Annotated in this window: 23 protein-coding genes; 13 read left to right on the top strand and 10 right to left on the bottom strand. The window is 67.5% G+C overall.

Annotated features, from left to right (window positions below):
• The first annotated feature begins 109 nt into the window (after window positions 1–109).
• Both A9W96_RS29355 and A9W96_RS29350 read left to right on the top strand, forming a co-directional pair.
• Window positions 110–808 (top strand): GAF and ANTAR domain-containing protein, encoded by a 699-nt coding sequence (locus tag A9W96_RS29355; protein ID WP_066868154.1) that lies wholly within the window; start codon window positions 110–112, stop codon window positions 806–808.
• Between the two features lie 81 nt (window positions 809–889).
• The gene (locus A9W96_RS29350) at window positions 890–2,185 is read left to right on the top strand and encodes an acyl-CoA dehydrogenase family protein (RefSeq protein ID WP_067144690.1); all 1,296 of its coding nucleotides are present in this window, start codon (window positions 890–892) and stop codon (window positions 2,183–2,185) included.
• A 17-nt stretch (window positions 2,186–2,202) separates the two neighbouring features.
• On the opposite strand, the gene A9W96_RS29345 is transcribed toward A9W96_RS29350, so the two are convergent.
• Window positions 2,203–2,658 carry a MaoC family dehydratase gene (locus A9W96_RS29345; RefSeq protein ID WP_066868150.1) on the bottom strand — a complete coding sequence of 152 codons (456 nt, stop codon included), beginning with the start codon at window positions 2,656–2,658 and terminating at the stop codon, window positions 2,203–2,205.
• A 132-nt stretch (window positions 2,659–2,790) separates the two neighbouring features.
• Here A9W96_RS29345 and A9W96_RS32420 point away from each other — a divergent pair, with 132 nt between their 5' ends.
• Complete coding sequence (locus A9W96_RS32420) at window positions 2,791–2,964, top strand: hypothetical protein (RefSeq protein WP_197498032.1); 174 nt, start codon at window positions 2,791–2,793, stop codon at window positions 2,962–2,964.
• A gap of 35 nt (window positions 2,965–2,999) precedes the next feature.
• Here A9W96_RS32420 and A9W96_RS29340 read toward each other — a convergent pair whose 3' ends face one another.
• Genes A9W96_RS29340 through A9W96_RS29330 form a run of 3 tightly spaced genes read right to left on the bottom strand, consistent with a single transcriptional unit; the run spans window position 3,000 to window position 4,404 of the window.
• Window positions 3,000–3,401 carry a DUF302 domain-containing protein gene (locus tag A9W96_RS29340; RefSeq protein WP_066868148.1) on the bottom strand — a complete coding sequence of 134 codons (402 nt, stop codon included), beginning with the start codon at window positions 3,399–3,401 and terminating at the stop codon, window positions 3,000–3,002.
• A 51-nt stretch (window positions 3,402–3,452) separates the two neighbouring features.
• Window positions 3,453–4,067: a hypothetical protein gene (locus A9W96_RS29335; RefSeq protein ID WP_066868146.1), complete on the bottom strand. Its 615-nt coding sequence runs from the start codon at window positions 4,065–4,067 to the stop codon at window positions 3,453–3,455.
• Between the two features lie 28 nt (window positions 4,068–4,095).
• A complete protein-coding gene (locus A9W96_RS29330; protein WP_067144660.1) occupies window positions 4,096–4,404 on the bottom strand; it encodes a metal-sensitive transcriptional regulator in 309 nt (102 codons plus the stop codon).
• Between the two features lie 79 nt (window positions 4,405–4,483).
• On the opposite strand from A9W96_RS29330, the gene A9W96_RS29325 reads away from it, so the two are divergent.
• From A9W96_RS29325 to ag85C, 5 genes are all read left to right on the top strand, one after another.
• Window positions 4,484–4,981 carry a metallophosphoesterase gene (locus A9W96_RS29325; RefSeq protein WP_067144658.1) on the top strand — a complete coding sequence of 166 codons (498 nt, stop codon included), beginning with the start codon at window positions 4,484–4,486 and terminating at the stop codon, window positions 4,979–4,981.
• Window positions 4,982–5,048: 67 nt separating this feature from the next.
• Entirely contained in the window at window positions 5,049–5,501 is a 453-nt protein-coding gene (locus A9W96_RS29320) for a MarR family winged helix-turn-helix transcriptional regulator (protein WP_066868139.1), read from the top strand.
• Entirely contained in the window at window positions 5,498–6,328 is an 831-nt protein-coding gene (locus A9W96_RS29315; RefSeq protein WP_067144656.1) for an ATP-binding cassette domain-containing protein, read from the top strand. The genes A9W96_RS29320 and A9W96_RS29315 overlap by 4 nt, the downstream gene beginning before the upstream one ends.
• Window positions 6,318–7,136 carry an ABC transporter permease gene (locus tag A9W96_RS29310; RefSeq protein ID WP_066868134.1) on the top strand — a complete coding sequence of 273 codons (819 nt, stop codon included), beginning with the start codon at window positions 6,318–6,320 and terminating at the stop codon, window positions 7,134–7,136. The genes A9W96_RS29315 and A9W96_RS29310 overlap by 11 nt, the downstream gene beginning before the upstream one ends.
• A gap of 232 nt (window positions 7,137–7,368) precedes the next feature.
• On the top strand, window positions 7,369–8,394 hold the full coding sequence (gene ag85C / locus A9W96_RS29305) for a diacylglycerol acyltransferase/mycolyltransferase Ag85C (RefSeq protein ID WP_066868130.1): 1,026 nt from the start codon (window positions 7,369–7,371) through the stop codon (window positions 8,392–8,394).
• Between the two features lie 57 nt (window positions 8,395–8,451).
• On the opposite strand, the gene A9W96_RS29300 is transcribed toward ag85C, so the two are convergent.
• The 4 genes from A9W96_RS29300 to A9W96_RS29285 all read right to left on the bottom strand — a co-directional run bounded on the left by A9W96_RS29300 (window position 8,452) and on the right by A9W96_RS29285 (window position 13,560).
• On the bottom strand, window positions 8,452–9,138 hold the full coding sequence (locus A9W96_RS29300; RefSeq protein WP_066868128.1) for a YoaK family protein: 687 nt from the start codon (window positions 9,136–9,138) through the stop codon (window positions 8,452–8,454).
• Between the two features lie 47 nt (window positions 9,139–9,185).
• Window positions 9,186–10,535, bottom strand: coding sequence for a maltokinase (locus A9W96_RS29295; RefSeq protein ID WP_067144654.1), 1,350 nt, complete (start codon window positions 10,533–10,535; stop codon window positions 9,186–9,188).
• 49 nt (window positions 10,536–10,584) lie between these two features.
• On the bottom strand, window positions 10,585–12,357 hold the full coding sequence (gene treS, locus A9W96_RS29290; RefSeq protein ID WP_066868237.1) for a maltose alpha-D-glucosyltransferase: 1,773 nt from the start codon (window positions 12,355–12,357) through the stop codon (window positions 10,585–10,587).
• 120 nt (window positions 12,358–12,477) lie between these two features.
• Window positions 12,478–13,560 (bottom strand): S1C family serine protease, encoded by a 1,083-nt coding sequence (locus tag A9W96_RS29285; RefSeq protein WP_066868122.1) that lies wholly within the window; start codon window positions 13,558–13,560, stop codon window positions 12,478–12,480.
• Window positions 13,561–13,735: 175 nt separating this feature from the next.
• On the opposite strand from A9W96_RS29285, the gene A9W96_RS29280 reads away from it, so the two are divergent.
• Both A9W96_RS29280 and A9W96_RS29275 read left to right on the top strand, forming a co-directional pair.
• Complete coding sequence (locus A9W96_RS29280; protein WP_066882017.1) at window positions 13,736–14,161, top strand: TIGR03668 family PPOX class F420-dependent oxidoreductase; 426 nt, start codon at window positions 13,736–13,738, stop codon at window positions 14,159–14,161.
• A 141-nt stretch (window positions 14,162–14,302) separates the two neighbouring features.
• Window positions 14,303–16,471: an elongation factor G-like protein EF-G2 gene (locus A9W96_RS29275; protein ID WP_066882015.1), complete on the top strand. Its 2,169-nt coding sequence runs from the start codon at window positions 14,303–14,305 to the stop codon at window positions 16,469–16,471.
• A gap of 12 nt (window positions 16,472–16,483) precedes the next feature.
• Here A9W96_RS29275 and A9W96_RS29270 read toward each other — a convergent pair whose 3' ends face one another.
• The gene (locus tag A9W96_RS29270) at window positions 16,484–18,079 is read right to left on the bottom strand and encodes a FadD7 family fatty acid--CoA ligase (protein WP_067144652.1); all 1,596 of its coding nucleotides are present in this window, start codon (window positions 18,077–18,079) and stop codon (window positions 16,484–16,486) included.
• A 267-nt stretch (window positions 18,080–18,346) separates the two neighbouring features.
• Here A9W96_RS29270 and oxc point away from each other — a divergent pair, with 267 nt between their 5' ends.
• Window positions 18,347–20,107 carry an oxalyl-CoA decarboxylase gene (oxc, locus tag A9W96_RS29265; protein ID WP_067144650.1) on the top strand — a complete coding sequence of 587 codons (1,761 nt, stop codon included), beginning with the start codon at window positions 18,347–18,349 and terminating at the stop codon, window positions 20,105–20,107.
• Here oxc and A9W96_RS29260 read toward each other — a convergent pair.
• Window positions 20,091–21,023: a LysR family transcriptional regulator gene (locus A9W96_RS29260; protein ID WP_066865375.1), complete on the bottom strand. Its 933-nt coding sequence runs from the start codon at window positions 21,021–21,023 to the stop codon at window positions 20,091–20,093. The two genes, oxc and A9W96_RS29260, sit on opposite strands and share 17 nt — an antisense overlap.
• Window positions 21,024–21,418: 395 nt before the next feature.
• Between A9W96_RS29260 and A9W96_RS29255 the strand changes: the two genes are divergently transcribed.
• Both A9W96_RS29255 and car read left to right on the top strand, forming a co-directional pair.
• Entirely contained in the window at window positions 21,419–22,174 is a 756-nt protein-coding gene (locus tag A9W96_RS29255; protein ID WP_066877948.1) for a L,D-transpeptidase family protein, read from the top strand.
• 114 nt (window positions 22,175–22,288) lie between these two features.
• The coding region (gene car, locus A9W96_RS29250; RefSeq protein WP_304441750.1) for a carboxylic acid reductase at window positions 22,289–25,303 on the top strand (3,015 nt) is incomplete at its 3' end.

The raw sequence follows: 25,303 nt of genomic DNA, 5'->3' as shown, positions 1-25,303 counted from the left end.
GTTTTGCCCCAAACTCGGACGACAGCAACTCCCTCGGTGGCCAGCGCTCGGGCACCTCAGACGACCGCGGGGGTGACGCATCGTGGGACATCGTGGAGAATCCGGTTCCATGGAGCCTTTGGACGCGGCCGCTCGGCACGAGCTGGCTACGCGCATGGCGGAGCTATCCCGGGAGATCGCGGTGCCGCGTTCGCTCAACCGGGTTCTCGCCGACGTGACCACCGCGGCGGTGGAACTGATACCGGCGGCGGACCTCGCCGGGGTGTTGCTGGTGAAAGGGGGCGATGATTTCGAATCGCTCGCCGACACCGACAGCCTGGTCGCCAAACTCGACAAGCTGCAGCACGACTTCAATGAGGGCCCCTGCCACGACGCCGCGCTGAAGCAGACGATCGTGCGCACGGACGATCTCCGCAACGAGCCTCGCTGGCCGAAATACGCGCCGGCCGCCGTCGAGCATGGCATCCTCAGCAGCCTCTCGTTCAAGCTCTACACCGCCGACCGCACCGCCGGCGCGCTCAACCTGTTCAGTTTCCGGCCCGGTGTGTGGGACACCGAAGCCGAAACCATCGGCACGGTGTTCGCCGCGCATGCCGCCTCGGCGATCATGGCCGGGCGGCACGGACAGCAGATGCAATCGGCCCTGTCCACGCGGGACCGCATCGGCCAGGCCAAGGGCATCATCATGGAGCGCTACGGCGTCGATGACGTGCGCGCCTTCGAATTGCTGCGCCGGCTTTCCCAGGAAAGCCAGACCAAGCTCATCGACGTCGCCCAGCGCGTGATCGACACCCGCAGCGCCGACTGAACCTCCGCCGCCCCGCTCTAGGATGGGGTGGCTTCATCAACGAGTCCGGCGCGGCGTTGCGCCGGGGATTGGTTGACCACGGTGTGGGACTTCGAAACAGACCCCGAATACCAGGCAAAGCTGGACTGGGTCGAAAAATTCATGGCCGAAGAGCTGGAACCGCTCGACCTGGTTGCGCTCGACCCGTACGACAAGCAGAACGCCGAGATGATGGCCATCCTGCGGCCCTTGCAGCAGCAGGTGAAGGACCAAGGGCTGTGGGCCGCGCACCTGCGCCCGGAGTTGGGCGGCCAGGGCTTCGGTCAGGTCAAGCTGGCGCTGCTCAACGAAATCCTGGGCCGCTCGCGCTGGGCCCCCTCGGTGTTCGGCTGTCAGGCACCGGATTCCGGCAACGCCGAGATCCTCGCCCTGTTCGGCACCGACGAGCAGAAGGCGCGCTACCTGCAGCCGCTGCTGGACGGCGAAATCACCTCCTGTTATTCGATGACCGAACCGCAAGGCGGTTCTGACCCAGGGCAATTCGTCACCGCCGCAGCCCGAGACGGCGACTACTGGGTGATCAATGGGGAGAAGTGGTTCTCCACCAACGCCAAACACGCGTCGTTCTTCATCGTCATGGCGGTGACGAATTCCGAGGCCCGCACCTACGACAAGATGTCACTGTTCATCGTTCCGGCCGAAACGCCCGGCATCGAGATCGTGCGCAACGTCGGCGTCGGAGCGGAGTCGTCAAAGCGCGCCACCCACGGCTACGTCCGCTACAACGACGTCCGGGTACCCGCCGACCATGTGCTGGGTGGCGAGGGACAGGCGTTCATGATCGCGCAGACCCGGCTCGGGGGCGGCCGGATTCACCACGCCATGCGCACAATTGCGTTGGCCCGCAGCGCCTTTGACATGATGTGCGAGCGCGCGGTGTCCCGCAAGACCCGGCACGGCCGGCTGTCCGATTTCCAGATGACCCAGGAGAAGATCGCCGACAGCTGGATCCAGATCGAGCAGTTCCGCCTGCTGGTGCTGCGCACCGCGTGGTTGATCGACAAGCACCACGACTACCAGAAGGTGCGGCGCGACATCGCGGCGGTGAAAGTGGCGATGCCCCAGGTGCTGCACGATGTCGCGCAGCGGGCGCTGCACCTACACGGCGCGCTCGGCGTCTCCGACGAGATGCCGTTCGTCAAGATGCTGGTGGCCGCCGAGTCGCTGGGTATCGCCGACGGTGCCACCGAGTTGCACAAGATGACTGTCGCCCGCCGGACCCTGCGCGAATACGAGCCGGTGACAACGCCTTTCCCGTCGGCTCACATACCGACCCGGCGCGCCGAAGCGCAGGCGCGACTGGCCGAGCGGCTCGAACACGCCGTCGCCGAGTTCTAGCTACGCGCGCCGCGACCTCAGGCGACGAAACGGACGACGCTTTCGGCCACGCACGCCGGCTTGGCCGATCCCTCGATCTCGACGGTGGTCGAGATGGTCGCCTGCACTGCGCCGTTACCGACGTCGTCGACGCTGACCAACGAACTCTGCGCGCGTACCCGGGAGCCGACCGGAACCGGTGCGGGGAAACGAACCTTGTTGAGGCCGTAGTTGATTGCCAGCTTGATGCCGTTGACTGTGTAGATCTGATGCTGCAGCCGGGGCAGCAGCGCCAAGGTCATGAAACCGTGGGCGATGGTCGTGCCGAACGGGCCCGACGCGGCCCGTTCGGGGTCGACGTGAATCCACTGGTGGTCACCGGTCGCATCGGCGAACAGGTTGACGTCTTCCTGGGTGATCGTGACCCAGTCGCTGTGCCCGAGAGCTTCGCCCGCGGCGGCGGCAAGCTCGGTGACTGATTCGAAGGTGCGCATTCGAGTTTCTCCTTGGTTTCGGCTGCTAACAATAGCGCCGGGGCGCCACGTCATGGCCGGAGGTCACCGTTTCGGATGAGCTGTCGAGGGAACCCCACGCGGAACGCCACCTCCCCAGAAAAGGAAGCCACCATGCCAGATCACAAGGGCCACAAGACCGAGGAAGACGTGGACGCTGAGAACCACCAGACTCAGTCCCGCGCCGCCGCGGGTGAGGAAGACGGCTCGTACGTGGGCGCGGCGGGCTCCGACGATTCCTTCGACGCCGGTGAGTCGGGCGCCGAAGCCCGCAGTCAAGACGGCTAGCGCCATCCGCGAGGGCGGTAGGGCTGCGCCGAAAGCTACCCGAGTGCGCCGATCGCGGCCTGCAGCTTGGCGGTGGCCTGGTCCGCCACGTCTTGCAGAGCGCCAGGCTCGGCCGTCACTTTGACCATCAGCTGAGGATCCATCGCCTCGACCAGAACCGCATCCGCATCGCCGGCGGGATCGGACCGCACCACCACGTTGCACGGCAGCAACTGGCCGATCTCGCGGTGGATGTCCAGCGCGCGATGCGCCAGCACCGGGTTGCAGGCCCCCAGGATCAAATAGTTCTCCATGTCCTCGCCGAGCTTTTGCTTCAGCGTGGCCTGCACATCGATGGTGGTCAGTACGCCGAAACCCTGGTCGGCCAGGGCTTTCGTCGTCCGATCCACCGCGTCCTCGAACGAGGTGTGCAGTGTGGTGCTCAATCCTGATGTCATTTGTCCTCCTGTTTTGGCGTGGCACTAGCCAGAAATGCGCGGCGATCCCGCCTAGGCCGCGGTGCGGGGCCGCTGCAGCTGAGTGAACTGGGGAATTGCGGCCAGGGCGGCCACCGCGTCGAACAGGGCGAGGGCGGCGTCGGCGTCGGGCAGGGCCGTCAGGACGGGCCCGAAGAAGGTGTGTTCGCCGATACGCAGGATCGGGCTGCCGCCGGTTTCGCCGAGCGCGTCCTGTCCGTCCTGGTGTGCTCGCCTGACAATGTCGTCCAGTGTTGCGTCCGAGGTGGCGGCGGGGGTGATGTCACGAACGCCCGCCGCATCCAGCACCTCCGCGACCAGCGAGTCGGTGAGAGGCTGCGATTGCTCGAAGTACCGCTCGCCGAAGGCGAAATACGCGGCGGTCCAACCCGCGCTGCCGTGGTCGCGGACGATCGCGGCCATCAGCCGCCCGACCTGCCGGGAGTCACGCATCCGGGCCTGGTGCGCGGGCGACAGTTCGCTTCCCTCGTTGAGGACGGCCAGGTTCATCAGCCGCCAATCGGTGGCCAGCCCGGTCTTCTCGGCGACGGCACGCAGCCAGCGCGCGGTGTTCCACGTGTACGGACACACCGGGTCCAGCCACAGCGTCGCAGCCGGTTTGGTCGAATTACGTTGGACGGCAGACATTTTCCCTCCTTTTCGTCGCGCTAGGCAATCACGCCAGGCTCAGGAACAGCTTCTCCAATTCGTCGATCGACAGGGCCGGCTGATCGTGCCCTCGCGTGATGCAGTCGCGCAGCCCGGAGGCGATGATCTTGAAACCCGCGCGGTCCAAGGCCTTTGACACCGCAGCCAGCTGGGTGACGACGTCTTTGCAGCTGCGGCCCTGCTCGATCATCGAGATGACTCCGCCGAGCTGACCGTGCGCCCGGCGTAACCGGGTGAGCACGGCATCGATATCGCCGGGGCGATGCCCCGCACCGACTTTCGTGCGCGGTGCGCTGCCGTTACCTTCGATCGCCATGCTCGCTTTATACCATACCCCGTAGGGTATAGCTCCGAGCCGGCCTGGCTATTGATCCCGCTTAGCGCAAGATGGGTTTGTGAGGCTGCTGCTGATTGCCGATACCCACATTCCCAAACGCGCCCGCGACCTGCCGGCCCAGGTCTGGGATGAGGTGGCCGCGGCCGACGTCGTCGTGCACGCGGGCGACTGGATAGCACCCGAATTCCTCGATGAGCTCGAGGCCCGGGCGGCCAGGCTGGTGGGGTGCTGGGGCAACAACGACGGCGCGGCGCTGCGGGCGCGACTGCCGGAACGGGCCGACGTGACGCTGGCCGGGGTCCGGCTGACGGTCGTGCACGAGACCGGCGCCGCGACCGGACGCGACACGAGGATGGCGCGGCTCTATCCCGACACCCACGTGCTGGTCTTCGGCCACAGTCACATCCCGTGGGACACCACCACCGAAACCGGCTTACGGCTGCTCAATCCCGGGTCACCGACGGACCGCCGCCGCCAACCGTTCTGCACCTATTTGACGGCGCGCGCCGCGGACGGCGAGCTGACCGAGGTCGCGCTGCATCGCCTGCCGCGGTAGCGGGTACATAACCCACGCACAGCTTCCCCACATAGATAGCTCGGCTACAGAGGTATTATGGGCGCAGATGAACTCACGCACAGATGTGGCCGGCGACTTGTTCGGCGTCGTCGGCAGGTTTCGCCGGCAACTCCGGCGGTCGGCGGGTCGCGGGTTCGATTCGGCGCGGTTGTCCGAGTCGCAGACGGAGCTGTTGTGGCTGGTCGGCCGTCGGCCGGGGATCTCGGTCAGCGCCGCGGCCGCCGAGTTGGGCCTGGTGCCCAACACCGCGTCGACCCTGGTCACCAAGTTGGTGTCCGCCGGGCTGCTGCTGCGGACTGCCGGCGACAGCGATCGCCGGGTGTGCCAACTGCGGCTGGCCGAGCCCGCCCAGCAGGTCGTCGACGCATCCCGCGCCACCCGGCGGGCGTTGCTGTCCGAGGTGATCGACGAGCTTGACGACGACCAAATCGAGGCTTTGACAAAGGGATTGGAGGTCCTCGACACGATGACCCGAAAAATGAGTGAGCGGCGATCATGAGCGCATCGCTGCCGATGGCGGTCGACGCCAGAAATGTGACCTACCGGTACGGTCAGTTCACCGCCGTCGATGACGTGACCCTGCAGGTACGGCCCGGTGAAACCATGGGCCTGCTGGGGCCCAACGGCGCCGGCAAGACGACCATGGTCCGGATGCTGACCACGTTGACCCCGGTGCAGCATGGCGAACTGCGCATCTTCGGGATGGACGCCCGCCGCCAGACCACCGACATTCGAAGCAATATCGGCTATGTGCCCCAACAGCTTTCGATCGAGCCCGCATTGACCGGCAGGCAAAACGTGCAGTGGTTCGCGCGGCTGTACGGGGTGCCCCGCGCCGAGCGCGCCGACCGCGTCGATCAGGCGCTGGTCGCCATGGATCTCATCGACGTGGCCGACCGGCTGGCGTCGTCCTATTCCGGTGGCATGGTCCGCCGCCTCGAGGTGGCGCAGGCGTTGGTCAACCGCCCGTCGCTGCTGGTGCTCGACGAGCCGACCGTCGGGCTGGATCCCATCGCGCGTGACGGCGTGTGGGCACAGGTGCAAAAGATGCAGGCCCAGTTCGGCATGACCGTGCTGCTTACCACGCACTACATGGAGGAAGCCGACGCGCTGTGCGACCGGGTCGCGCTGATGCACCGCGGTCAACTGCGGGCGGTCGGCACACCCGACAGGTTGAAGGCCAAGGTGTCTGCGAACGCCACGCTCGAGGATGTGTTCCGCCACTACGCGGCATCGGGTCTGGCCGATGACGCGGATCCCGCGGAAGCCAACGGGTCCATTCGCGAAATCCGTTTCAGCAGAAAGGTGGCTCGCCGTGTCGGTTGATAGCGCCGCCGGCTCGACACTGCTTCGCGCGCCCCACGGCTGGCAACGAGCCGGCGCCTTGGCCAGCCGCATCGGGGCGTTCGCGATCGTCGAACTGCAGAAGTTGCAGCACGACCGGACCGAACTGGTCACCCGGATGGTGCAGCCCGCCCTGTGGCTGTTGATCTTCGGGACCACGTTCAGCCACTTGCATGTCATCCCCACCGGATCGGTGTCATATCTGGCGTTCCTGGCGCCGGGGATCATCGCCCAGTCAGCGCTGTTCATCTCCATTTTCTATGGGATACAGATTATTTGGGACCGAGACGCCGGTGTGCTGGCCAAGCTCATGGTGACACCGGCGCCGGCTTCGGCGCTGATCACCGGCAAAGCGTTTGCGGCCGGGGTCCGGTCGGTGGCCCAGGTGGTCGGCGTGCTGGCGCTGGCGTACGCGATGGGTGTCGGCCTGACGGTCAATCCGTTGCGGATCGTGGCGGCGATGGCCATCGTCATGCTCGGCGCCGCCTTCTTCGCCTGTCTGTCCATGACACTGGCCGGCTTGGTGCGCAGTCGCGACCGCCTGATGGGAATCGGGCAAGCGATCACGATGCCGTTGTTCTTCGCATCCAACGCCCTGTACCCGGTCGACGTGATGCCCGCGTGGCTGCACGTGCTGAGCAAGGTCAATCCCCTCAGTTACGAGGTGAACGCGCTGCGCGCGTTGTTGATCGGCACCCCATACAACCCCGCGGACATCGCGGTGCTGGTGGTCGCCGCGGTGCTCGGAATCGTCACGGCCTCAACGCTTTTGCGTCGCTTGGTGGCATGATCCGGCGCCGGCGATAGCGCATGCGCCAGCGCATCGCAAGGCAGGTGCACGGTTTCGAGAGCCGATCGTGACCCGACCGTGACGATTTCTGTGCGAGGCCCAATCGTTAGCCAACCGCGATCTGACATCCCGGCCGCGACAAACGAATTCATCCGTCCCGCTGTGTTTGACTCCCCGAGAACAGATTCGACCGCACCATGCGGCAGATGAAAGTTGGGATGGGTAGAGAGCTATGTCGTTCTTCGAAAAGTTGCGTGGCGCAGCGGCTACCATGCCGCGCCGACTGGCGATCGCGGCCATGGGGGCCTCCCTGCTGTCCGGTCTCGCTGTTGCCTCCGGCGGCTCCCCCGTCGCGGGGGCCTTCTCCAAGCCCGGCCTTCCGGTGGAATACCTCGAGGTGCCCTCGCCGTCGATGGGCCGCAACATCAAGGTCCAGTTCCAGGGCGGCGGATCGCACGCCGTGTACCTGCTCGACGGCCTGCGCGCGCAGGACGATTACAACGGCTGGGACATCAACACCCCGGCTTTCGAGGAGTTCTACCAGTCCGGCCTGTCGGTGATCATGCCGGTCGGCGGCCAGTCCAGCTTCTACAGCAACTGGTACCAGCCGTCCTCGGGTAACGGACAGAACTACACCTACAAGTGGGAGACCTTCCTGACGCAGGAGATGCCGCTGTGGATGCAGGCCAACAAGCAGGTCTCCCCGGCCGGCAACGCCGCCGTCGGGCTGTCCATGTCGGGCGGCTCCGCGCTGATCCTGGCGGCCTACTACCCGCAGCAGTTCCCGTACGCCGCCGCGTTGTCGGGCTTCCTCAACCCGTCCGAGGGCTGGTGGCCCACCCTGATCGGGCTGGCGATGAACGACGCGGGCGGCTACAACGCCAACAGCATGTGGGGGCCGTCCAGCGACCCGGCGTGGAAGCGCAACGACCCGATGGTCCAGATTCCGCGACTGGTCGCCAACAACACCCGCATCTGGGTCTACTGCGGTAACGGCACCCCCAGCGACCTCGGCGGCGACAACATGCCGGCCAAGTTCCTGGAGGGCATGACGCTGCGCACCAACGAGCAGTTCCAGAACAACTACGTGGCCGCCGGCGGACGCAACGGGGTGTTCAACTTCCCCGCCAACGGGACGCACTCGTGGCCCTACTGGAACCAGCAGTTGGTCGCGATGAAGCCCGACATCCTGCAAACCCTCAACACGGTCAACGCCGCGCCGGCTAGCGCCCCTACCGCTAACCCTCCCGCGGCCTGAGGCCAAGGCCAGCATCGGCAGTAGCGCACCGGTCAGCGCTACTGCCGATGCTTTTTCTCACGCCTCCTTGAGCAGGGCCCGGCGATCGGAGTGGAAGTACGTGTAGCCGGTGGTCAGCGCGCACACGACGGTGGCCACCACCAGCATCCACGTCCCGTTGACGAACAGGCTGATGAAGCCACCCACGGCGGCGCCCAGCACCAGGCTGGCGAACAGCAGAAAGTAGCCCAGCCAGTCGGCCGCCGACCCACCCGCGAGGTGGCGTTCGATGCCCTGGCCCATCTTCACCAGCGTGCCGGTCACGTAGCTCAGCGGGACCGACACCTCACCGTCCTTGACGAAGGACGTGTTCAAAGCCCCGATCCCGAACGCCACCAACATGATCGGCGCGAAATCGAGCAGGTTTTCGGTCCAGCCCTCGTCGATGACGTCGGCCACGGTGGCCGCCGCCAGGCTGAACGTCGTCAGCACCGTCGGCCCGTGCGGGTGCGCCACCCAGAAATGGCGCCGGCAGACCGACGCGATGATCACGCCGGCGACGAAGCACAGGATCAACACCCCCGCGGAGATCGACAGCACCACGTCCCCGCGGAAGTACCCCAGCGCCGCCCGCTGGGCGTTGCCTGTCATGAAGGTCACAAAGTATCCGGCGGAATGCGTATAGGCGGTCGCCCCCAAAATCCCGGCCAGCACCGCCAGCACCCACGACAACCGCGACTCACTGTTGTTGATCTCGTTCGGCACACGCACATGCTGTCAGACAGCCGCGGCACGCGCAGCGCACGCGAACGCTAGTGGGCGGTGAGACGAGCGATGGAGCGCAACGGAATCGGCAGCCAGCCCGGCCGGTGCCGCGCTTCGTAACCGGCCTCGTAGACGGCCTTGTCGAGCTCGTAGGCGGCCAGCAGCTGCGCCGAATCGCGCGGGTCTGTCCCGGAGGCGGCCGCATAGCCGTCGCAGAACGCGGTGCGGTTGCGTTCGACCCACTCGCGGGCCCGGGCCGCCAACTGCTTGTCGTCGGCTTGGTCGACCAATGGTCCGTACGCGGCGTACTCGAACGAGCGCAGCACCCCGGCCACGTCACGCAGCGGTGAATCCGGCGCTCGGCGTTCCTCGAGCGGCTGTCCCGGCTCGCCCTCGAAATCGATGAGCAGCCAGCGCTCCGGCGTGCGCAGCACCTGGCCCAGGTGCAGATCGCCGTGGACGCGCTGCACGGTGATCGTCTCGGTGATCAGCTTCTGGAAGCGCTCTTCGATCGTCGTCGCGTGCTCCTCGAGCTCGGGCACCAGGGCCGCGGTCGCCGACAGCCGCGCCAGCACGTTGTCCACCGGGAACACGGCCTGCGAGGTTCCAAGCGTCTCGGCCAGGGTGGCGTGCACGGACGCCACGGCTTCGCCGAGCCGGTAGGACTCGCCGGCGAAGTCGCCGCCGACCTCGTACGCATACAGGTCGCCCTCGGCGAACAGGTCACGGACGCTCGCGGTGGCCATCGCCCAGCCCTCCGCGGAGTTGGCGGCGAACTCGGTCACCATGCCCAACGGCCACACCTCGTCGGCGCTGCCCTCGGAACCGGTCATCTCGTAGGTGCCCAGCAACCGCGCGACGTGCGGGTTGCCGGCCCGGCCGAGCACGCGGTTCAGCTCGATGTCGGGGTTGATGCCGCTGCTGACGCGCCGGAACACCTTGAAGATCGCGTCGCGGTCGAAGATGACGCTGGTGTTGGACTGCTCGGCGTCCGAGACATGCGCCATCGCCTCCAGCGGAAGCTCGACGCCCGGCTCTTTGGCGAAACTCACCTCGGTGCCCGTCGCGTTGCGCACGGCCGACGAGTCGATCAAAGAGAGCAGGAACCGCGGCGCCTCGGCGTCGTACATCGCGTCGAACCCGGTCCGGCCGTCAGCGGAGCCGATGGTGGCGACGGTGCTGTACTCGGAGACCGGTCCGGCATCCCATCGCACGATCACCTGGTACCGGTGGCGGGAACCGTCGGCGTAGTCGGCGTCGACGAGGACCAGGTCGAGGTCGTCGTCGAGCGGGACGACCACGCTGGATTCGGCGCGAGTCAGTTCCCGGTTACGCCCGGCGTACCAACGTTGTTGCGGAAGCCACTCAGACCAGGGCAGCTTGGCTGGCTGAGTCATTTGCGCCACTCCTCCTCATGAGCACCAGTCTGCCTCGTCGCGGGGGTCGTCATGCGTCCTCCTCGCATCCGGTCAGCTGGAACCAGTAGAAGCCGTGTCCCGGCAGGGTGAGCAGGTAGGGCAGGTGGCCGATGCGCGGGAACTCGACGTGTCCGGTCAGCTCCACCGGTGTGCACCCGCTCCAATGCTGCAGATTCAGTTCGATCGGCTGGGGGAACCGCGACAGGTTGTTGACGCACAGCACGGTGTCGCCGTCCTCGGACACCTGCCGCACGAACGCCAGCACCGACGGGTTCGAGCCGCCCAGTTCTTCGAAGCTGCCGATCGCGAAGGCCTCGTGGCGGCGCCGCACCGCCAGCATCGTCCGGGTGAAGTTGAGCAGCGAGGTACTGGTGTCGCGTTGGGCCTCGACGTTGACCGCCTGATAGCCGTAGACGGAGTCCTGGCTGGGCGGCAGATAGAGCCGGCCGGGGTTCGCCTTGGAAAAGCCCGCGTTGCGGTCCGGCGTCCACTGCATCGGTGTGCGCACGCCGTCGCGGTCACCCAGCCAGATGACGTCACCCATGCCGATCTCGTCGCCGTAGTAGAGGACCGGCGAGCCGGGCAGCGACAGCAGCAGCGCGGTGAACAGCTCGATCTGATTGCGGTCGTTGTCCAGCAGCGGCGCCAGCCGGCGGCGGATGCCGACGTTCGCCTTCATCCGCGGATCCTTGGCGTACTCGGAGTACATGTAGTCACGCTCTTCATCGGTGACCATTTCCAGCGTCAACTCGTCGTGGTTGCGCAGGAAGATCCCCCACTGCGCCATGTCGGGGATCTCGGGCGTCTGGGCCAGGATCTCCGAAATCGGAAAGCGGGATTCGCGGCGCACCGCCATGAAGATGCGCGGCATCAGCGGGAAGTGGAATGCCATGTGGCACTCGTCGCCGCCGGTGGTGGCGTCGCCGAAGTACTCGACGACGTCGGCCGGCCACTGGTTGGCCTCGGCCAGCAGCACCCGGCCCGGGAATTCGTCGTCGATGACCTTGCGCACCCGCTTGAGGAAGGCGTGCGTCTCGGGCAGGTTCTCGCAGTTGGTGCCCTCGCGTTCGAACAGGTAGGGCACCGCGTCCAGCCGGAACCCGTCGATTCCCAGCTCGAGCCAGAAGCGCAGCACGTCGATCATCGCTTCCTGCACGGCCGGGTTGTCATAGTTCAGGTCGGGCTGGTGCGAGAAGAACCGGTGCCAGTAGAACTGCTTGCGCACCGGGTCGAACGTCCAGTTCGACTCTTCGGTGTCGATGAAGATGATCCGGGCGTCGGTGTAGCGCTCGCTGGTGTCGCTCCACACGTAGAAGTCGCCGTACGGGCCGTCGGGGTCGTGCCGCGACTCCTGGAACCAGGGGTGCGAATCGGAGGTGTGGTTCATCACCAGGTCGGTGATGACCCGGATCCCCCGTTCGTGCGCGGCGTTGAGCAGCGCGACGAAATCCTCGACCGTCCCGAACTCGGGCAGCACCTTGTAGAAGTCCCGGATGTCGTAGCCGCCGTCGCGCAGGGGTGAGTCGTAGAAGGGCGGCAGCCAGATGCAGTCGATGCCCAGCCACTGCAGGTAGTCCAGTCGCTGCAGCAGCCCGCGCAGGTCGCCCGACCCGTCCGCATTGGCGTCCAGGAAGGCCCGCACCAGCACCTCGTAGAACACGGCGTGCTTGAACCACGTGGGGTCGGTGGGCAGCGCGGCGGCGTTGTTGAAGTCCTCGGCGTCGGGGTGCTCGACTACGCCGTCCTGGACGTGACTGCCCCCCTCGGGATGGTGCTCGACAGCTTCTCTTGCGTCGTTCATCAAATCCACGATGCCACGGGTACCCTAGGCGCGACTTTCGGAATCACGCCCACACGCTTGTGACGAAACACGCCCGGTGACAAACGAATTGGCCACCGCCGGGTCTCGCCGGCGTGGATGTCAGGCCGGCGGACCCTCCGCCAGTGTGATGTTCGCCGTACGCTCACCGCCGTCGTTGGACCGGTAGTGCACAGCGATGGTGTCGCCGGGGTGATGCGGAACGAGCACCTCGGTCATGGACGTCGCCCCGGTGATCGCGACGTTGTCGACGCCGGTGATGACGTCGCCGGGCGCGATGCCGGCGGCCCCGGCGGGACCGGCACCGACCACCCGCTGCACCCGCGCGCCGTTGCCGTTGTTGTCCATCACACCCAGCCCGAGGAACGCCGTGGGGCCGATGTGAACCGTGTTCGAGCCGGCGCCGGAGCGGATCTGCCCGGCGACGCCCATCGCGCGCCCAATGGGAATGGCGAAGCCCTGCCCGCCGGACATCTTGTAGCTGTCGGTGGCGGCGGTGTCGACGCCGATCACCTGCCCGGCGTTGTTCACCAACGGCCCGCCGGAGTCACCCGGCTTGATCGGGGCGTCCGCCTGGATCAGGCCGCCCAGGCTCTCCTGCGCGCCGGTCAGGGTGTCCGTCGCCGAGACGCTCTGGTTCAGGGCGACGACCTTGCCGGTCACCGCGTTGGGGGTACCGCCTTGGCCGTTGACGTTTCCGAGCGCGACGACGGGCTCTCCGACCGTGGCCTCGCCGCCGATCGCGGCGGTGGGCAGGCCGGACGCGCCGCGAAGTTGCAGCACCGCGATGTCCTGGGTGCGGTCATAGCCGATCACGTCGACGGCGTAGGTCTGCCCGTTGCCGACGTCGAATGCGCTGATGTCGGTGGCACCGGAGATCACGTGGTTGTTGGTGAGCACGACGCCGTTGGGGTCGATCACGATGCCGGTTCCGGCGCCCACCGCGTTGTTGTAGCCGAACTTGGTGTCGATGTTGACCACCTGCGGCCCGACCTGACCCACCATCGCCGACGGATCCAGCGGCGCCTGGGGGCGATCGGTGAACCGATCCAGCGCCAGGTTCGATGGTGACGCCGACGCCGGCGCAAGGCCCACACCGGATCCCCAGCCGAGGCCCAGTCCGACCACGGTCAGCACGCTGACCAACCATGACCACCGGACCGCGCGGCGGTGCGATTTGCTCATCGGTGTCACCCTCCTGCTTTGCGGTAGAGAACAAACTGTCCCGGCCTCAAGCTCTTGGCGGCACATTTGTGTGTATATAACCGTAATGCAGGTAGCTATGCATGGCATGTGTCAGGTTGTGATCGGCCTCATCGGCACCCGCGCCGTCGTTAACCCCGGGTCCTAGGCTGACCCGGTGGGCGGATTCGACCCCAAAACCGGCTTCGCCGGGTCCCCGGTGGCCCGGCTGGCCACGGTCGGGCCCGGCGGCCAACCGCACGTGGTGCCGGTGGTCTTCGCGGTCGCCACCGATGCCCGGGACGGATCCGACGTGGTGTACACGGCCGTCGACGCGAAACCGAAAACGACAAGGCGGCTGCGCCGCCTGGCCAACATCGACAGCAATCCCCGCGTGAGCCTGCTGGTCGATCACTACGCCGACGACTGGACCCAGCTGTGGTGGGTGCGCGCCGACGGCGTCGCCACGATCCACACCGGTGGGGACGACGCCGACCTCGGATACCAACTGCTGCGCGCGAAATATCCCCAGTACCAATCGGTTTCGCTGGACGGCCCGGTGATCGCGGTGGCGGTGCAGCGTTGGTCGGGCTGGCACTACTAACCGGCGGCTCGGCCGGCCGCGGCGCGTGGGCCACTCGATCTGGCCCGACGGTCTTGTGGTCTACCGAAGTTGGGTGAATGGTAGCTAGTTAGGTGCTAGCGAGGTCAGCAACGGTGCGCCCGGGCAACCTGGAGGAAAGTCATGGCCGACAGGACAACTACTTCCCAAGGCGCGGGGAACGCCCCCACCGCGACCGGTCCGGACGAGATCCGCAACGTGGTGCTGGTGGGCCCGTCGGGCGGCGGCAAAACCACTCTCGTAGAAGCCTTGTTGGTCGCCGCCGGTGTGTTGACCCGAAGCGGCTCGGTTGCCGACGGCAGCACGGTCTGCGATTACGACGACGCCGAGATCCGCCAGCAACGGTCGGTGGGCGTGGCCGTGGCGTCCCTGTCGCATGACGGTGTCAAGGTCAATCTGGTCGACACACCCGGATACGCCGACTTCGTCGGCGAGTTGCGGGCCGGGCTGCGGGCCGCCGACTGCGCGCTGTTTGTGATCGCGGCCAACGAGGGCGTCGACGAGCCCACCAAATCGCTATGGCAGGAATGCAACCAGGTCGGCATGCCCCGCGCCGTGGTGATCACCAAGCTCGACCACACCCGCGCGAATTACGCCGAGGCCTTGGCCGCCGCACAGAATGCGTTCGGCGACAAGGTATTACCGCTCTACCTGCCCACCGACCTGCCCAACTGCAGCGGCCTGATCGGACTGCTGTCGCAGCAGCGCTACGAATACAGCGGCGGCACACGCACCGTGCGGTCACCCAATCCCTCCGACGCCGAGCACATCGAGGAAGCGCGCGGCGCCCTGATCGAAGGAATCATCGAGGAGTCCGAGGACGAGTCGCTGATGGAGCGCTATCTCGGGGGCGAGGCCATCGACGAATCCGTGCTCATCGCGGATCTGGAGCGGGCCGTCGCGCGGGCCTCGTTCTTTCCGGTGATCCCGGTCTGCAGCGGCAGCGGCGTCGGCACCCTGGAATTGCTGGAGGTCGCCACGCGCGGCTTCCCGTCTCCGAGGGAACACCCACTGCCGGAGGTCTTCACGCCGGTCGGTGCGCCGCACGCCACCCTGACGTGTGACGCGGACGGGCCGCTGCTCGCGGAGGTGGTGAAGACGACGTCGGACCCGTACGTGGGCAGGGTCAGCCTGGTCCGGGTGTTCTCCGGCACCATCAGGCCCGACACGACGGTCCATGTGTCGGGCCATTTTGCGTCGTTCTTCGGTGCCAGCAACGGCTCCAATTCTCAGGGCCATGTGCACCCCGACCACGACGAGGACGAGCGCGTCGGGGTGCTGTCCTTCCCGTTGGGCAAGCAGCAGCGCCCGGCGGCGACGGTGGTCGCGGGCGACATCTGCGCGATCGGGAAGCTGAGCCGCGCCGAAACGGGTGACACGCTCTCGGACAAGTCCGAGCCGTTGGTCTTGAAGCCCTGGACCATGCCCGAGCCCCTGTTGCCGGTCGCCATCGCCGCGCACGCCAAAACCGACGAGGACAAGCTGTCGGTGGGGCTGGGGCGGCTGGCCGCCGAGGATCCGACGCTGCGGATCGAGCAGAACTCCGAGACACACCAGATCGTGCTGTGGTGCATGGGCGAATCACACGCCGGGGTGGTGCTCGACGCGCTGGCCAATCGGTACGGGGTCACCGTCGATACCGTGGAACTGCGGGTCCCGCTACGAGAAACGTTCGGCGGCAAGGCGAAAGGCCACGGCCGCCACGTCAAGCAGTCCGGTGGGCACGGCCAGTACGCGGTGTGCGACATCGAGGTGGAGCCGCTGCCGGAGGGTTCGGGTTTCGAGTTCGTCGACAAGGTGGTCGGCGGCGCGGTGCCGCGCCAGTTCATTCCGAGCGTGGAGAAGGGCGTGCGCGCCCAGATGGAGAAGGGCGTGCACGCGGGCTACCCGGTGGTCGACATCCGCGTCACGCTGCTCGACGGCAAAGCGCACAGCGTCGACTCGTCGGACTTCGCTTTCCAGATGGCCGGCGCGCTGGCGCTGCGGGAGGCCGCCGCTGCGACCAAGGTGGCGCTGCTCGAGCCCATCGACGAGATCTCGGTCCTGGTGCCAGACGACTACGTCGGTGCGGTGATGGGTGACCTGTCCAGCCGGCGCGGCCGGGTGCTGGGCTCGGACACCGCGGGCAACGAGCGCACCGTGGTCAAAGCCGAGGTGCCCCAGGTGGAATTGACCCGTTACGCCATCGACCTGCGGTCGCTGGCGCACGGCGCGGCGTCGTTCACCCGGTCGTTCGTCCGCTACGAACCGATGCCGGAGTCCGCGGCCGCCCGGGTGAACGCCGCCGTTTAGGGCGCCTGCGCGTCAGGCTTTGCGACCGAACCGCTCGGCCACCGCCCGGCGGTCCAGCGAACCCTTTGCGGTGTGCGGCAATTCGTCGGCCTGCTGGAACTCGGCCGGCACCTCGAAGGGCGCCAGCCGGTCCCGGCAGAACGCCGCCAGTTCGTCGGGCGTCGGCGCGGCCGACCCGCGGGGGACGATCACCGCGGCCACCGCCTCGCCGTACAGCTTGTCGGGCACCCCGAACACGCCGACCTCGAGCACGCCGGGGTGGCTGGCCAGGACGCCCTCGACGCGCTCCGGCGAAATCTTCTCCCCGCCGCGGTTGATGAGCTCCTTGATCCGGCCGCGGATGACAAGGTCGCCGGCCGGCGACAGGGTGCCCAGGTCACCGGTGTGCAGCCACCCCTCGGTGAAGTTGGCGGCGGTGATGGACGGGTCGCCGAGGTAACCGCGCACCACGGTGGGGCCGTGCAGCCAGACCTCGCCGACGGCCTCCGCGGGCAGCGCCTGACCGCCGGGCCCGACGATCCGGATTTCCGGGCCTGTCGACCGGCCCACGAGACCCGGTGTGGCACCGGGGTTTTCGCTATGCCCAGCACCGTCGATGGCGGTCGTCGCCACCTGGTGGGTCGACTCGGTCATCCCGAATGCGCACACCACCGGCGCGGAGAACGTGTCATGCAGCGCCTGGGCAGTCTCGGCGGTCAGCGGCGCGCTGCAACTACGGATGAACCGCAGGGCGGGCGTGCTGCCCGGCTGCTCGGTTCGCGCGCGCTCCAACAGGATTTGATGGATCGTCGGGACGGCGGTGTACCAGGTGGCGCCGACGGCCTCGATGTCCGCCCAGAACGTGTGCGCGGAGAACTTTCCGCGCGCCGGCAGCAGCACCGCTCCCCCGGACACCAGCGTGCCCAGCAGCGCGGCGAGCAGCCCGTGCCCGTGGTAGAGCGGCATCACCGCCACCGTCGCGTCCCGCGGACCCAGCCCGTACCCCGCGATGATGGCCGCCACCGACCCGGCGATGTTGTGGTGAGTCCACGGAACCATCTTGGGCACACCGGTGGTTCCGCCGGTGAACATGATCATGGCGTCGTCGTCGCGCAACCCCTGCGGTGTGGCCACCTCGCGACGGGGCGCCGCGGCGGCGTCCAGGCTGACCGCCGGGGCGGTGCCGTCCGGCCCGACCGTCACCGCGATGGGCCACCACGGCGGCGCGGCCGGATCATTGTCGGCGTCACCGGGTTGGTCGACGAGCACCACCCGGGCACCGACCGCCTCGCTGCGGGCCCGCTGGTCGGCCAGGGGCAGAGCCGGATCCAGCGGAACCGCAACGAGATCCGCGCGCGACGCCCCAAGCAACCCGACGACAAACTCGGCGTTGCTGCCGGCGCGCAGCGCGACCCGATCCCCCGGCCGCAGGCCACCGGCCTTCAGTTGGGCGGCCAGATCATCGACCAGCCCGATCAGGTCTCGATAGTTGATGGGTATGCGGTCGGCGGTGACGACCAACGCCCGCGCCTCCGGCGACCGGTGCGCCGCCGCCTCGACCAGGTCCGCCAGGCGGGGGCTCGCGGATTCGGTCAACCCCTCGCCGCTGTCAATCGCCTCGGATGTCATCGCCGCACTCCTTCCACTTCGGCTGCCGATGCCAACCCTGCCGCGCGGCCTTCTCGGCCGTCCAATATCGATTCGCTCACGATCGATAACCGCCGGCTATCGAACCGCCCTCACAGCGCTTTGACCTGGCACGATAGACAACGCGAATCGCCGGATAGCGTCTTCGTCTTGGACACGCGGTGTGCGCTGGGGCCACAGTGATGGCTACGGCAGTACCCGCCCCCGGCGCACCCACCCGCCGACCGCACGCATCCGAGGAGTCGCCACATGTCCACAGCTTCGGCATCTGGAATCCCGGCGCCGGAACCGACGCGCCTGACCGACGGCTTTCACCTCGTGGTGGACGCGCTGAAGGCCAACGGCGTCGAGACCATCTACGGCATCGTCGGCATCCCGATCACCGACCTCGCCCGCGTCGCGCAGGCGTCCGGAATCCGCTACATCGGTTTCCGCCAGGAAACCTCGGCCGGAAATGCCGCCGCCGCAGCCGGGTTCCTGACCCGCCGGCCCGGGGTGTGCCTCACGACGTCCGGGCCCGGCTTCCTCAACGGCCTGCCCGCGTTGGCGAACGCGACCACGAATTGCTTTCCGATGATTCAGATTTCCGGCTCCAGCAATCGAGCGCAGGTGGATCTGCAGCGCGGCGATTATCAGGACCTCGACCAACTCAACGCCGCGAAGCCGTTCGCCAAGGCCGCTTATCGGATCGGCCGGATCGAGGACATCGGGCGCGGCATCGCGCGCGCCATTCGCACCGCGGTCTCGGGACGGCCCGGCGGCGTCTACCTGGACATCCCCGGCGAGGTGCTGGGCCAGGCCATGGACGCCGGCGCCGCGGCGGACACGATCTGGCGGGTCGTCGACCCCGCGCCCCGCCAGCTGCCGGCGCCCGACGCGATCGACCGTGCGCTGGACGTGCTGACCCAAGCGCGGCGGCCGCTGATCGTGCTCGGCAAAGGCGCGGCGTATGCCCAGGCCGACAACGCGATTCGGAAGTTCGTCGAGACCACCGGCATTCCGTTCCTGCCCATGTCGATGGCCAAAGGCCTACTTCCGGATTCGCACCCGCAGTCGGCCGCGGCAGCCCGCTCGCTGGCGATCGCGCGGGCCGACGCCGTCCTGCTGGTCGGCGCCCGGCTGAATTGGCTGCTGGGCCATGGGGATTCGCCGCAGTGGAACCCGAACGCCAAATTCGTGCAGGTGGACATCGCCGCTTGCGAGTTCGACAGCAACCAGCGCATCGCCGCGCCGCTGGCCGGTGACATCGGTTCGGTGCTGTCGGCACTGTGTGACGGCGTGGCCGCCCGGCCGATCGCCGCGCCGCCGGAGTGGGCCGGCGAGCTGGCCGAGCGCAGAGCCCGCAACGACGCCAAGATGCGCGAGCGCCTGGCCGACGATCCGCACCCGATGCGGTTTTACAACGCCTTGGGCGCGATTCGCTCCGTCCTGCAGGACAACCGGGACGTGTATGTCGTCAACGAAGGAGCCAACGCGCTCGATCTGGCCCGCAATGTCATCGACATGGAGCTGCCGCGCCACCGGCTCGACACGGGCACCTGGGGCGTGATGGGCATCGGGATGGGGTATGCGATCGGCGCGGCCGTCGAGACCGGCAAACCGGTGGTCGCGATCGAGGGCGACAGCGCATTCGGCTTCAGCGGCATGGAGATCGAAACCATCTGCCGCTACCGCCTGCCGGTCACCGTCGTCATCCTCAACAACGGCGGCGTCTACCGCGGCGACGAGGCCGCACCCGGCACCGCCGCGCGCGGCTCGGACCCGGCACCGACCGTGTTGAACGCCCGGGCGCACCACGAGCTGCTCGCGGAAGCGTTCGGCGGCAAGGGATATCACGTCACCACCCCGTCGGAGCTGCGCGCCGCGCTGGCCGAAGCGATCGGCGCCGGGGGACCGTCGATCATCGACTGCGAACTCGACCCGGCGGCGGGGGTGGAGAGCGGACATCTGGCCAAACTGAACCCGGCCAGCGCGGCGACACCGCCTGCGGCGGTCAACGCCGGCGGGTAAGCCCTAACAGCTGCGCGTCGAAGAACTCGTCCAGCGCCAGCTGTCCGGCGGAGGTGGCCAGCGCGCGGGCGATCGGCGTCCCGGGCCCGGTGGAGTTGGTGGCCAGGGCGACATCAGCTTTGAGCACCGGATCAACCATTTCCACCGCCCGGATGTCGCTGCCCAGCGGCGACGTCCACAGCCACGTGTGCGGCACGATGGACGCACAGTTGCCCGCCGATGCCTGCGCGAATAACGATGCCACGGAATCAGTTTCGACCTGCGGGTTGACGACGATGGAATGGTCGGCGAAGGCCTTGTCGATGATCTGGCGATCGCGCATGTCGGGAGTGAGCAACGCCAACGGCAATTGCGCGGCCTGCGCCCAGTTCATCGTCGCCGCACCGGATCCCACCATGTCCGCCGGCGCCAGCAGCACGTAGCGCTCCTGGTAGAGCGGGACCAAGTTCACGTCGTGCGCCTCGTCGGGCGCCGCGTGCACGATGGCGGCATCGAGCTCAAATTCGCGCAGGCGCCGGTACAGTTCGCTTGCGGCGAGCCGGGAAAGGATGTGCACCTTCACCAACGGGTGTGCCGAACAGAACGCCGAGAGCACCAGCGACGCCGTCGTGGACGCGGTGGGGACGGTCCCCAACCGCAGCGTCCCGGTGATGCCCGAGCGCACGGCGTCCACCTCGGATTTGAAGGCGTCGTGCTCGGCGAGAATCCGCCTGGCCCACACCACCAACCGCTCGCCTTCGGGCGTGAGGCCCTCGAAGCTGTGCCCGCGGTTGATCAGCGTGACGTTCAGTTCCCGTTCCAGCTTGGCGATCGAGGCCGACAACGCGGGCTGGGATACGAAGCACTTTTCGGCAGCCCGGGCGAAGTGCCGCTCGGAAGCGACCGCAACGAAGTACTCCAGCTGACGGAAGAGCATCCGCACTCCCTCGTATTCGGGCTCGGCCTTCGGGCGCCGATCCGCTGAGGCTAACGCGTTGCCGGCGGGCGGGCCAAGCAAGTCCGCGTGCGCCGGCCACCGGGTTGCGGCGAGGGATCGACACATCCGGGCCGCTCGGCGTCGCGATCCCGCGAGAACCGAAGTATCGGTGCCGCTTTCACGCAGGTGCGGCCCGAGTCCGCTGCCCGGCCCGCGGGACGGCGCTCGGCCACCATGCCCACCTGCCGCGCTGCTGACGCAACTGAACCCGATCGGTGATCGGATCGTGACCGTGGCGAGCGGACCGAGCTGTCATTGTTTGCTGAAACCGGTGGTCAGTGGGTAACCAGTAGGATGTTCGTGTGTTGATCGCACCATCTCGAAGGGTGGACGCTATGCGCCGAGGCGTTCGTTATCTATTTGTTATGGTCGCGATCACGGCGATAGGCCTGATCGCGCCGGTCGGTCGCGGCACCGCCGCGGTGCCGGTACCGCAACCCACCCCCGAAGTTGCCTCGATTTTGCCCGCTAACGGCGCCTTGGTGGGGGTGGCCCACCCCGTCGTGGTGACGTTCACCGCCCCCGTCGCCGATCGGTCGGCCGTCGAGCGGTCGATCCACGTCACCTCGCCCAGCGGTACCCCGGGGCACTTCGAGTGGATCCACAACTCCGTGGTGCAGTGGGTGCCGAATCAGTACTGGCCCGCCCACACCCACGTCTCGGTGGGAATTCAGGCCCTGACGACCGGCTTCGACACCGGGGAAGCGCTGCTCGGCGTCGCCAGCATCTCCAAGCACACCTTCACGGTGAGTAGGGACGGCGAGGTGCTGCGCACCATGCCGGCGTCGATGGGCAAGCCCAGCCGGCCCACCCCGATCGGCAGTTTCACCGCGCTGGAAAAGCAGCGCACCGTGGTGATGGACTCGCGGACCATCGGCATCCCGCTGAGCTCCCCCGAGGGTTACAAGATCACCGCCTCATACGCCGTTCGCGTCACCTGGAGCGGCGTCTACGTGCACTCGGCGCCCTGGTCGGTCGATTCCCAGGGCTACGCCAACGTCAGCCACGGTTGCATCAACCTCAGCCCCGACAACGCCGCCTGGTACTTCAACGAGGTGAATGTCGGCGACCCCATTCAGGTCGTGGCCTGAGCCGCACCGCCCACCTCTCCACCCGCGTGTGACAACCGTCACAACGGCTGAACGGAAGCCTGCACCGCGGGGGTTCGTTCCGGTAGACGACTGGATCTGAACGAGAGGCGGGCCATGACCGATGAAGCGAAGCGCGCGAAAGGCAGCTCCACAGGCCCGATCAGCGCGGTGCGCCGGCAGGTAGCCCACCGCATCAGCGATCTGGACGCCCGCGACGAAGAGTTCCGCACCACCAAGCCCGAACCCGACCTGCAGAGCGCGGCACGCCAACCCGGTCTGCGGCTGCCGCAGATCCTGGAAATCTTCGCCCAGGGTTATGCCGAGCGGCCCGCACTGGGCTGGCGCGCCCGCTCCTTGACCACCGACCCCGGCACCGGCCGCACCAGCGCGCAGCTACTGCCCCGATTCGACACCATGACCTACCGCGAGCTGTGGGCCGATGTCCGCGCCATCGCCGCAGCATGGCGACACGACGCCACCAACCCCGTGGCGCCCGGGGACTTCGTCGCCACCGTGGGTTTCGCGAGCGCCGAATACCTCACCATCGATCTCGTGTGCGGCTATCTCGGGCTGGTGGCCGTGCCGCTGCAGCACAACACGACCCCGTCACGACTGAAGCCGATCGTCGACGAGGTCGAGCCGTCCGTATTGGCCGCCGGTGTCGGCTATCTCGACCTCGCCGTCGACGCGGCGCTCGGCAGCTCGTCGTTGCGGCGGGTGGTGGTCTTCGACTACCAGCCCGAGGTCGACGACCAGCGCGAGGCCGTCGAACGCGCGCAGGCCAAGCTGTCTGGCGCCGGCATCGCGGTGACCATCGAGACGCTCGCGCAGGTGATCGAGCGCGGACGAAACCTGCCACCGGAGCCGATGTTCACCGGCGACACCGATGAGCGACTGGCCATGATCATGTACACGTCGGGCAGCACCGGATTGCCCAAGGGCGCCATGTACACCGAGCGGATGCTCTGCAAGCTGTGGACCACCGAACTGATGCCCGACTTCGCGGACACGCCGGTCATCAATGTGAACTTCATGCCGCTGAATCACCTGGGCGGCCGGATACCGCTGTCGACGGCGTTCCAGGCCGGCGGCACGAGTTATTTCGTCCCGGAAAGCGACCTGTCGACGTTGTTCGACGACTGGAACCTGGTGCGCCCCACCGAAATGGGGCTGGTGCCGCGGGTGGCGGAGATGCTGTACCAGCGCTACCAGAGTGCGGTCGACCGACTCGAGCTGTCGGGCGTCGAGACGCCCGCCGCCGAGGCGCAGGCACAAGCCGAGCTGCGTGAGCAGGTCCTTGGTGGACGCGTGGTGACCGCGTTCTGCGGCACGGCGCCGCTGGCGGCAGAGATGCGCGCTTTCATCGAGACCTGTTTGGACGTCCACGTTCTCGACGGCTACGGCCTGACCGAGGTGGGCATGGTGACCAAGGACGGGCGGATCACCCAGCCCCCGGTGCTGGACTACAAGCTCATCGATGTGCCCGAGTTGGGATATTTCCGCACCGACAAGCCTTATCCGCGAGGCGAATTGCTGGTGAAGTCGCTGACCGCCACGCCCGGATATTTCAAGCGACCCGATGTCACCGCCAAGGCGTTCGACGCCGACGGCTATTACCGCACCGGTGACGTGATGGCCGAGCTGGAGCCGGGCCGGCTCGCCTATGTCGACCGCCGCAACAACGTACTGAAGTTGGCCCAGGGTGAGTTCGTCGCCGTCGCGCGCCTGGAAGCGGTGTTCTCCAGCGCGGCTCTGGTGCGGCAGTTCTTCATCTACGGCAACAGCGAACGGCCCTATCTGCTGGCCGTGGTCGTTCCGACCGACGACGCCGCCCAGAGGTTCGCCGGCGACGCCGACGGGCTCAAGGCCGCCCTCGGCGAATCCCTGCGCCAGACGGCGAAACTCGCCGAGCTGCAGTCCTACGAGGTGCCCGTCGACTTCCTGGTGGAGACCGAGCGGTTCAGCGAGGACAACGGCCTGCTGTCCGGAGTGGGCAAGCTGTTGCGGCCAAAGCTCAAGGAGCACTACGGTGCTCGGCTCGAACAGCTGTACGCGGAGCTGGCCGAGAATCGGGTGACCGAACTGCGCGCGTTGCGCGAAGGCGCGGCCGAGCGCCCGGTGATAGTCACTCTCACCCGCGCCGCCGAGGCGCTGCTGGGCCTGGCCGGCGGTCCGCCGTCGCCCGACGCTCTGTTCATCGAGCTCGGCGGCGATTCCCTGTCGGCGCTCACGTTTTCCAACCTGTTGCGCGACATCTTCGACGTCGAGGTGCCGGTAGGGATGATCACCGGACCGGCGACCGATCTGGGTCAGCTCGCGAAATACGTTGAGGCCGAGCGTGAATCGGGATCACGGCGGCCGACGTTCGCCACGGTGCACGGGCAGGGCGCGACGCAGGTCTACGCCGCGGACCTCACGCTGGACAAGTTCATCGACGCCACCACCCTGGCCGCCGCCCCGACGCTGCCGCACGTGACCGGCACACCGCACACCGTCCTGCTGACCGGCGCCAATGGTTATCTCGGGCGCTTCCTGCTCCTGGAGTGGCTCGAGCGGCTAGCCGGAACCGGCGGAAAACTGATCTCCATCATCCGCGCCGCGGACGCCTCGGCCGCCGCCAACCGGCTGGAGGGTGTCTTCGACAGCGGAGATCCGCACTTGCTGGAGCGGTTCCGCGCCCTGGCCGCCGACCACCTCGAGGTCATCGTCGGCGATATCGGCGAACCCAAACTTGGGTTGGCTCAGCCGACCTGGGAGCGCCTCGCGCAAACTGTGGACCTGATCGTGCATCCGGCCGCTCTGGTCAACCACGTGCTGCCGTACGACCAACTCTTCGGCCCCAATGTGGTGGGCACCGCCGAGCTGATTCGGCTGGCCTTGACGACCCGGATCAAACCCGTCACGTACATGTCGACCGTCGCGGTGGCGCTGTCGGTCGATCCGTCCACGTTCACCGAGGATGGTGACATCCGCACCGTGAGCGCGTTACGGCCGGTCGACGACAGTTACGCGAACGGCTACGCGAACAGCAAGTGGGCCGGCGAGGTGTTGCTGCGCGAGGCGCACGACCTGTGCGGGTTGCCGGTCGCCGTGTTCCGGTCCGACATGATCCTGGCGCACAGCCGGTAT

It is taken from the genome of Mycobacterium sp. 1245852.3, assembly GCF_001669335.1.
GTDB classification, from domain to species: domain Bacteria; phylum Actinomycetota; class Actinomycetes; order Mycobacteriales; family Mycobacteriaceae; genus Mycobacterium; species Mycobacterium europaeum_A.
The sequence above is the reverse complement of the archived record's forward strand: the minus strand, read 5'-3'. Positions and strand labels throughout refer to the sequence as shown.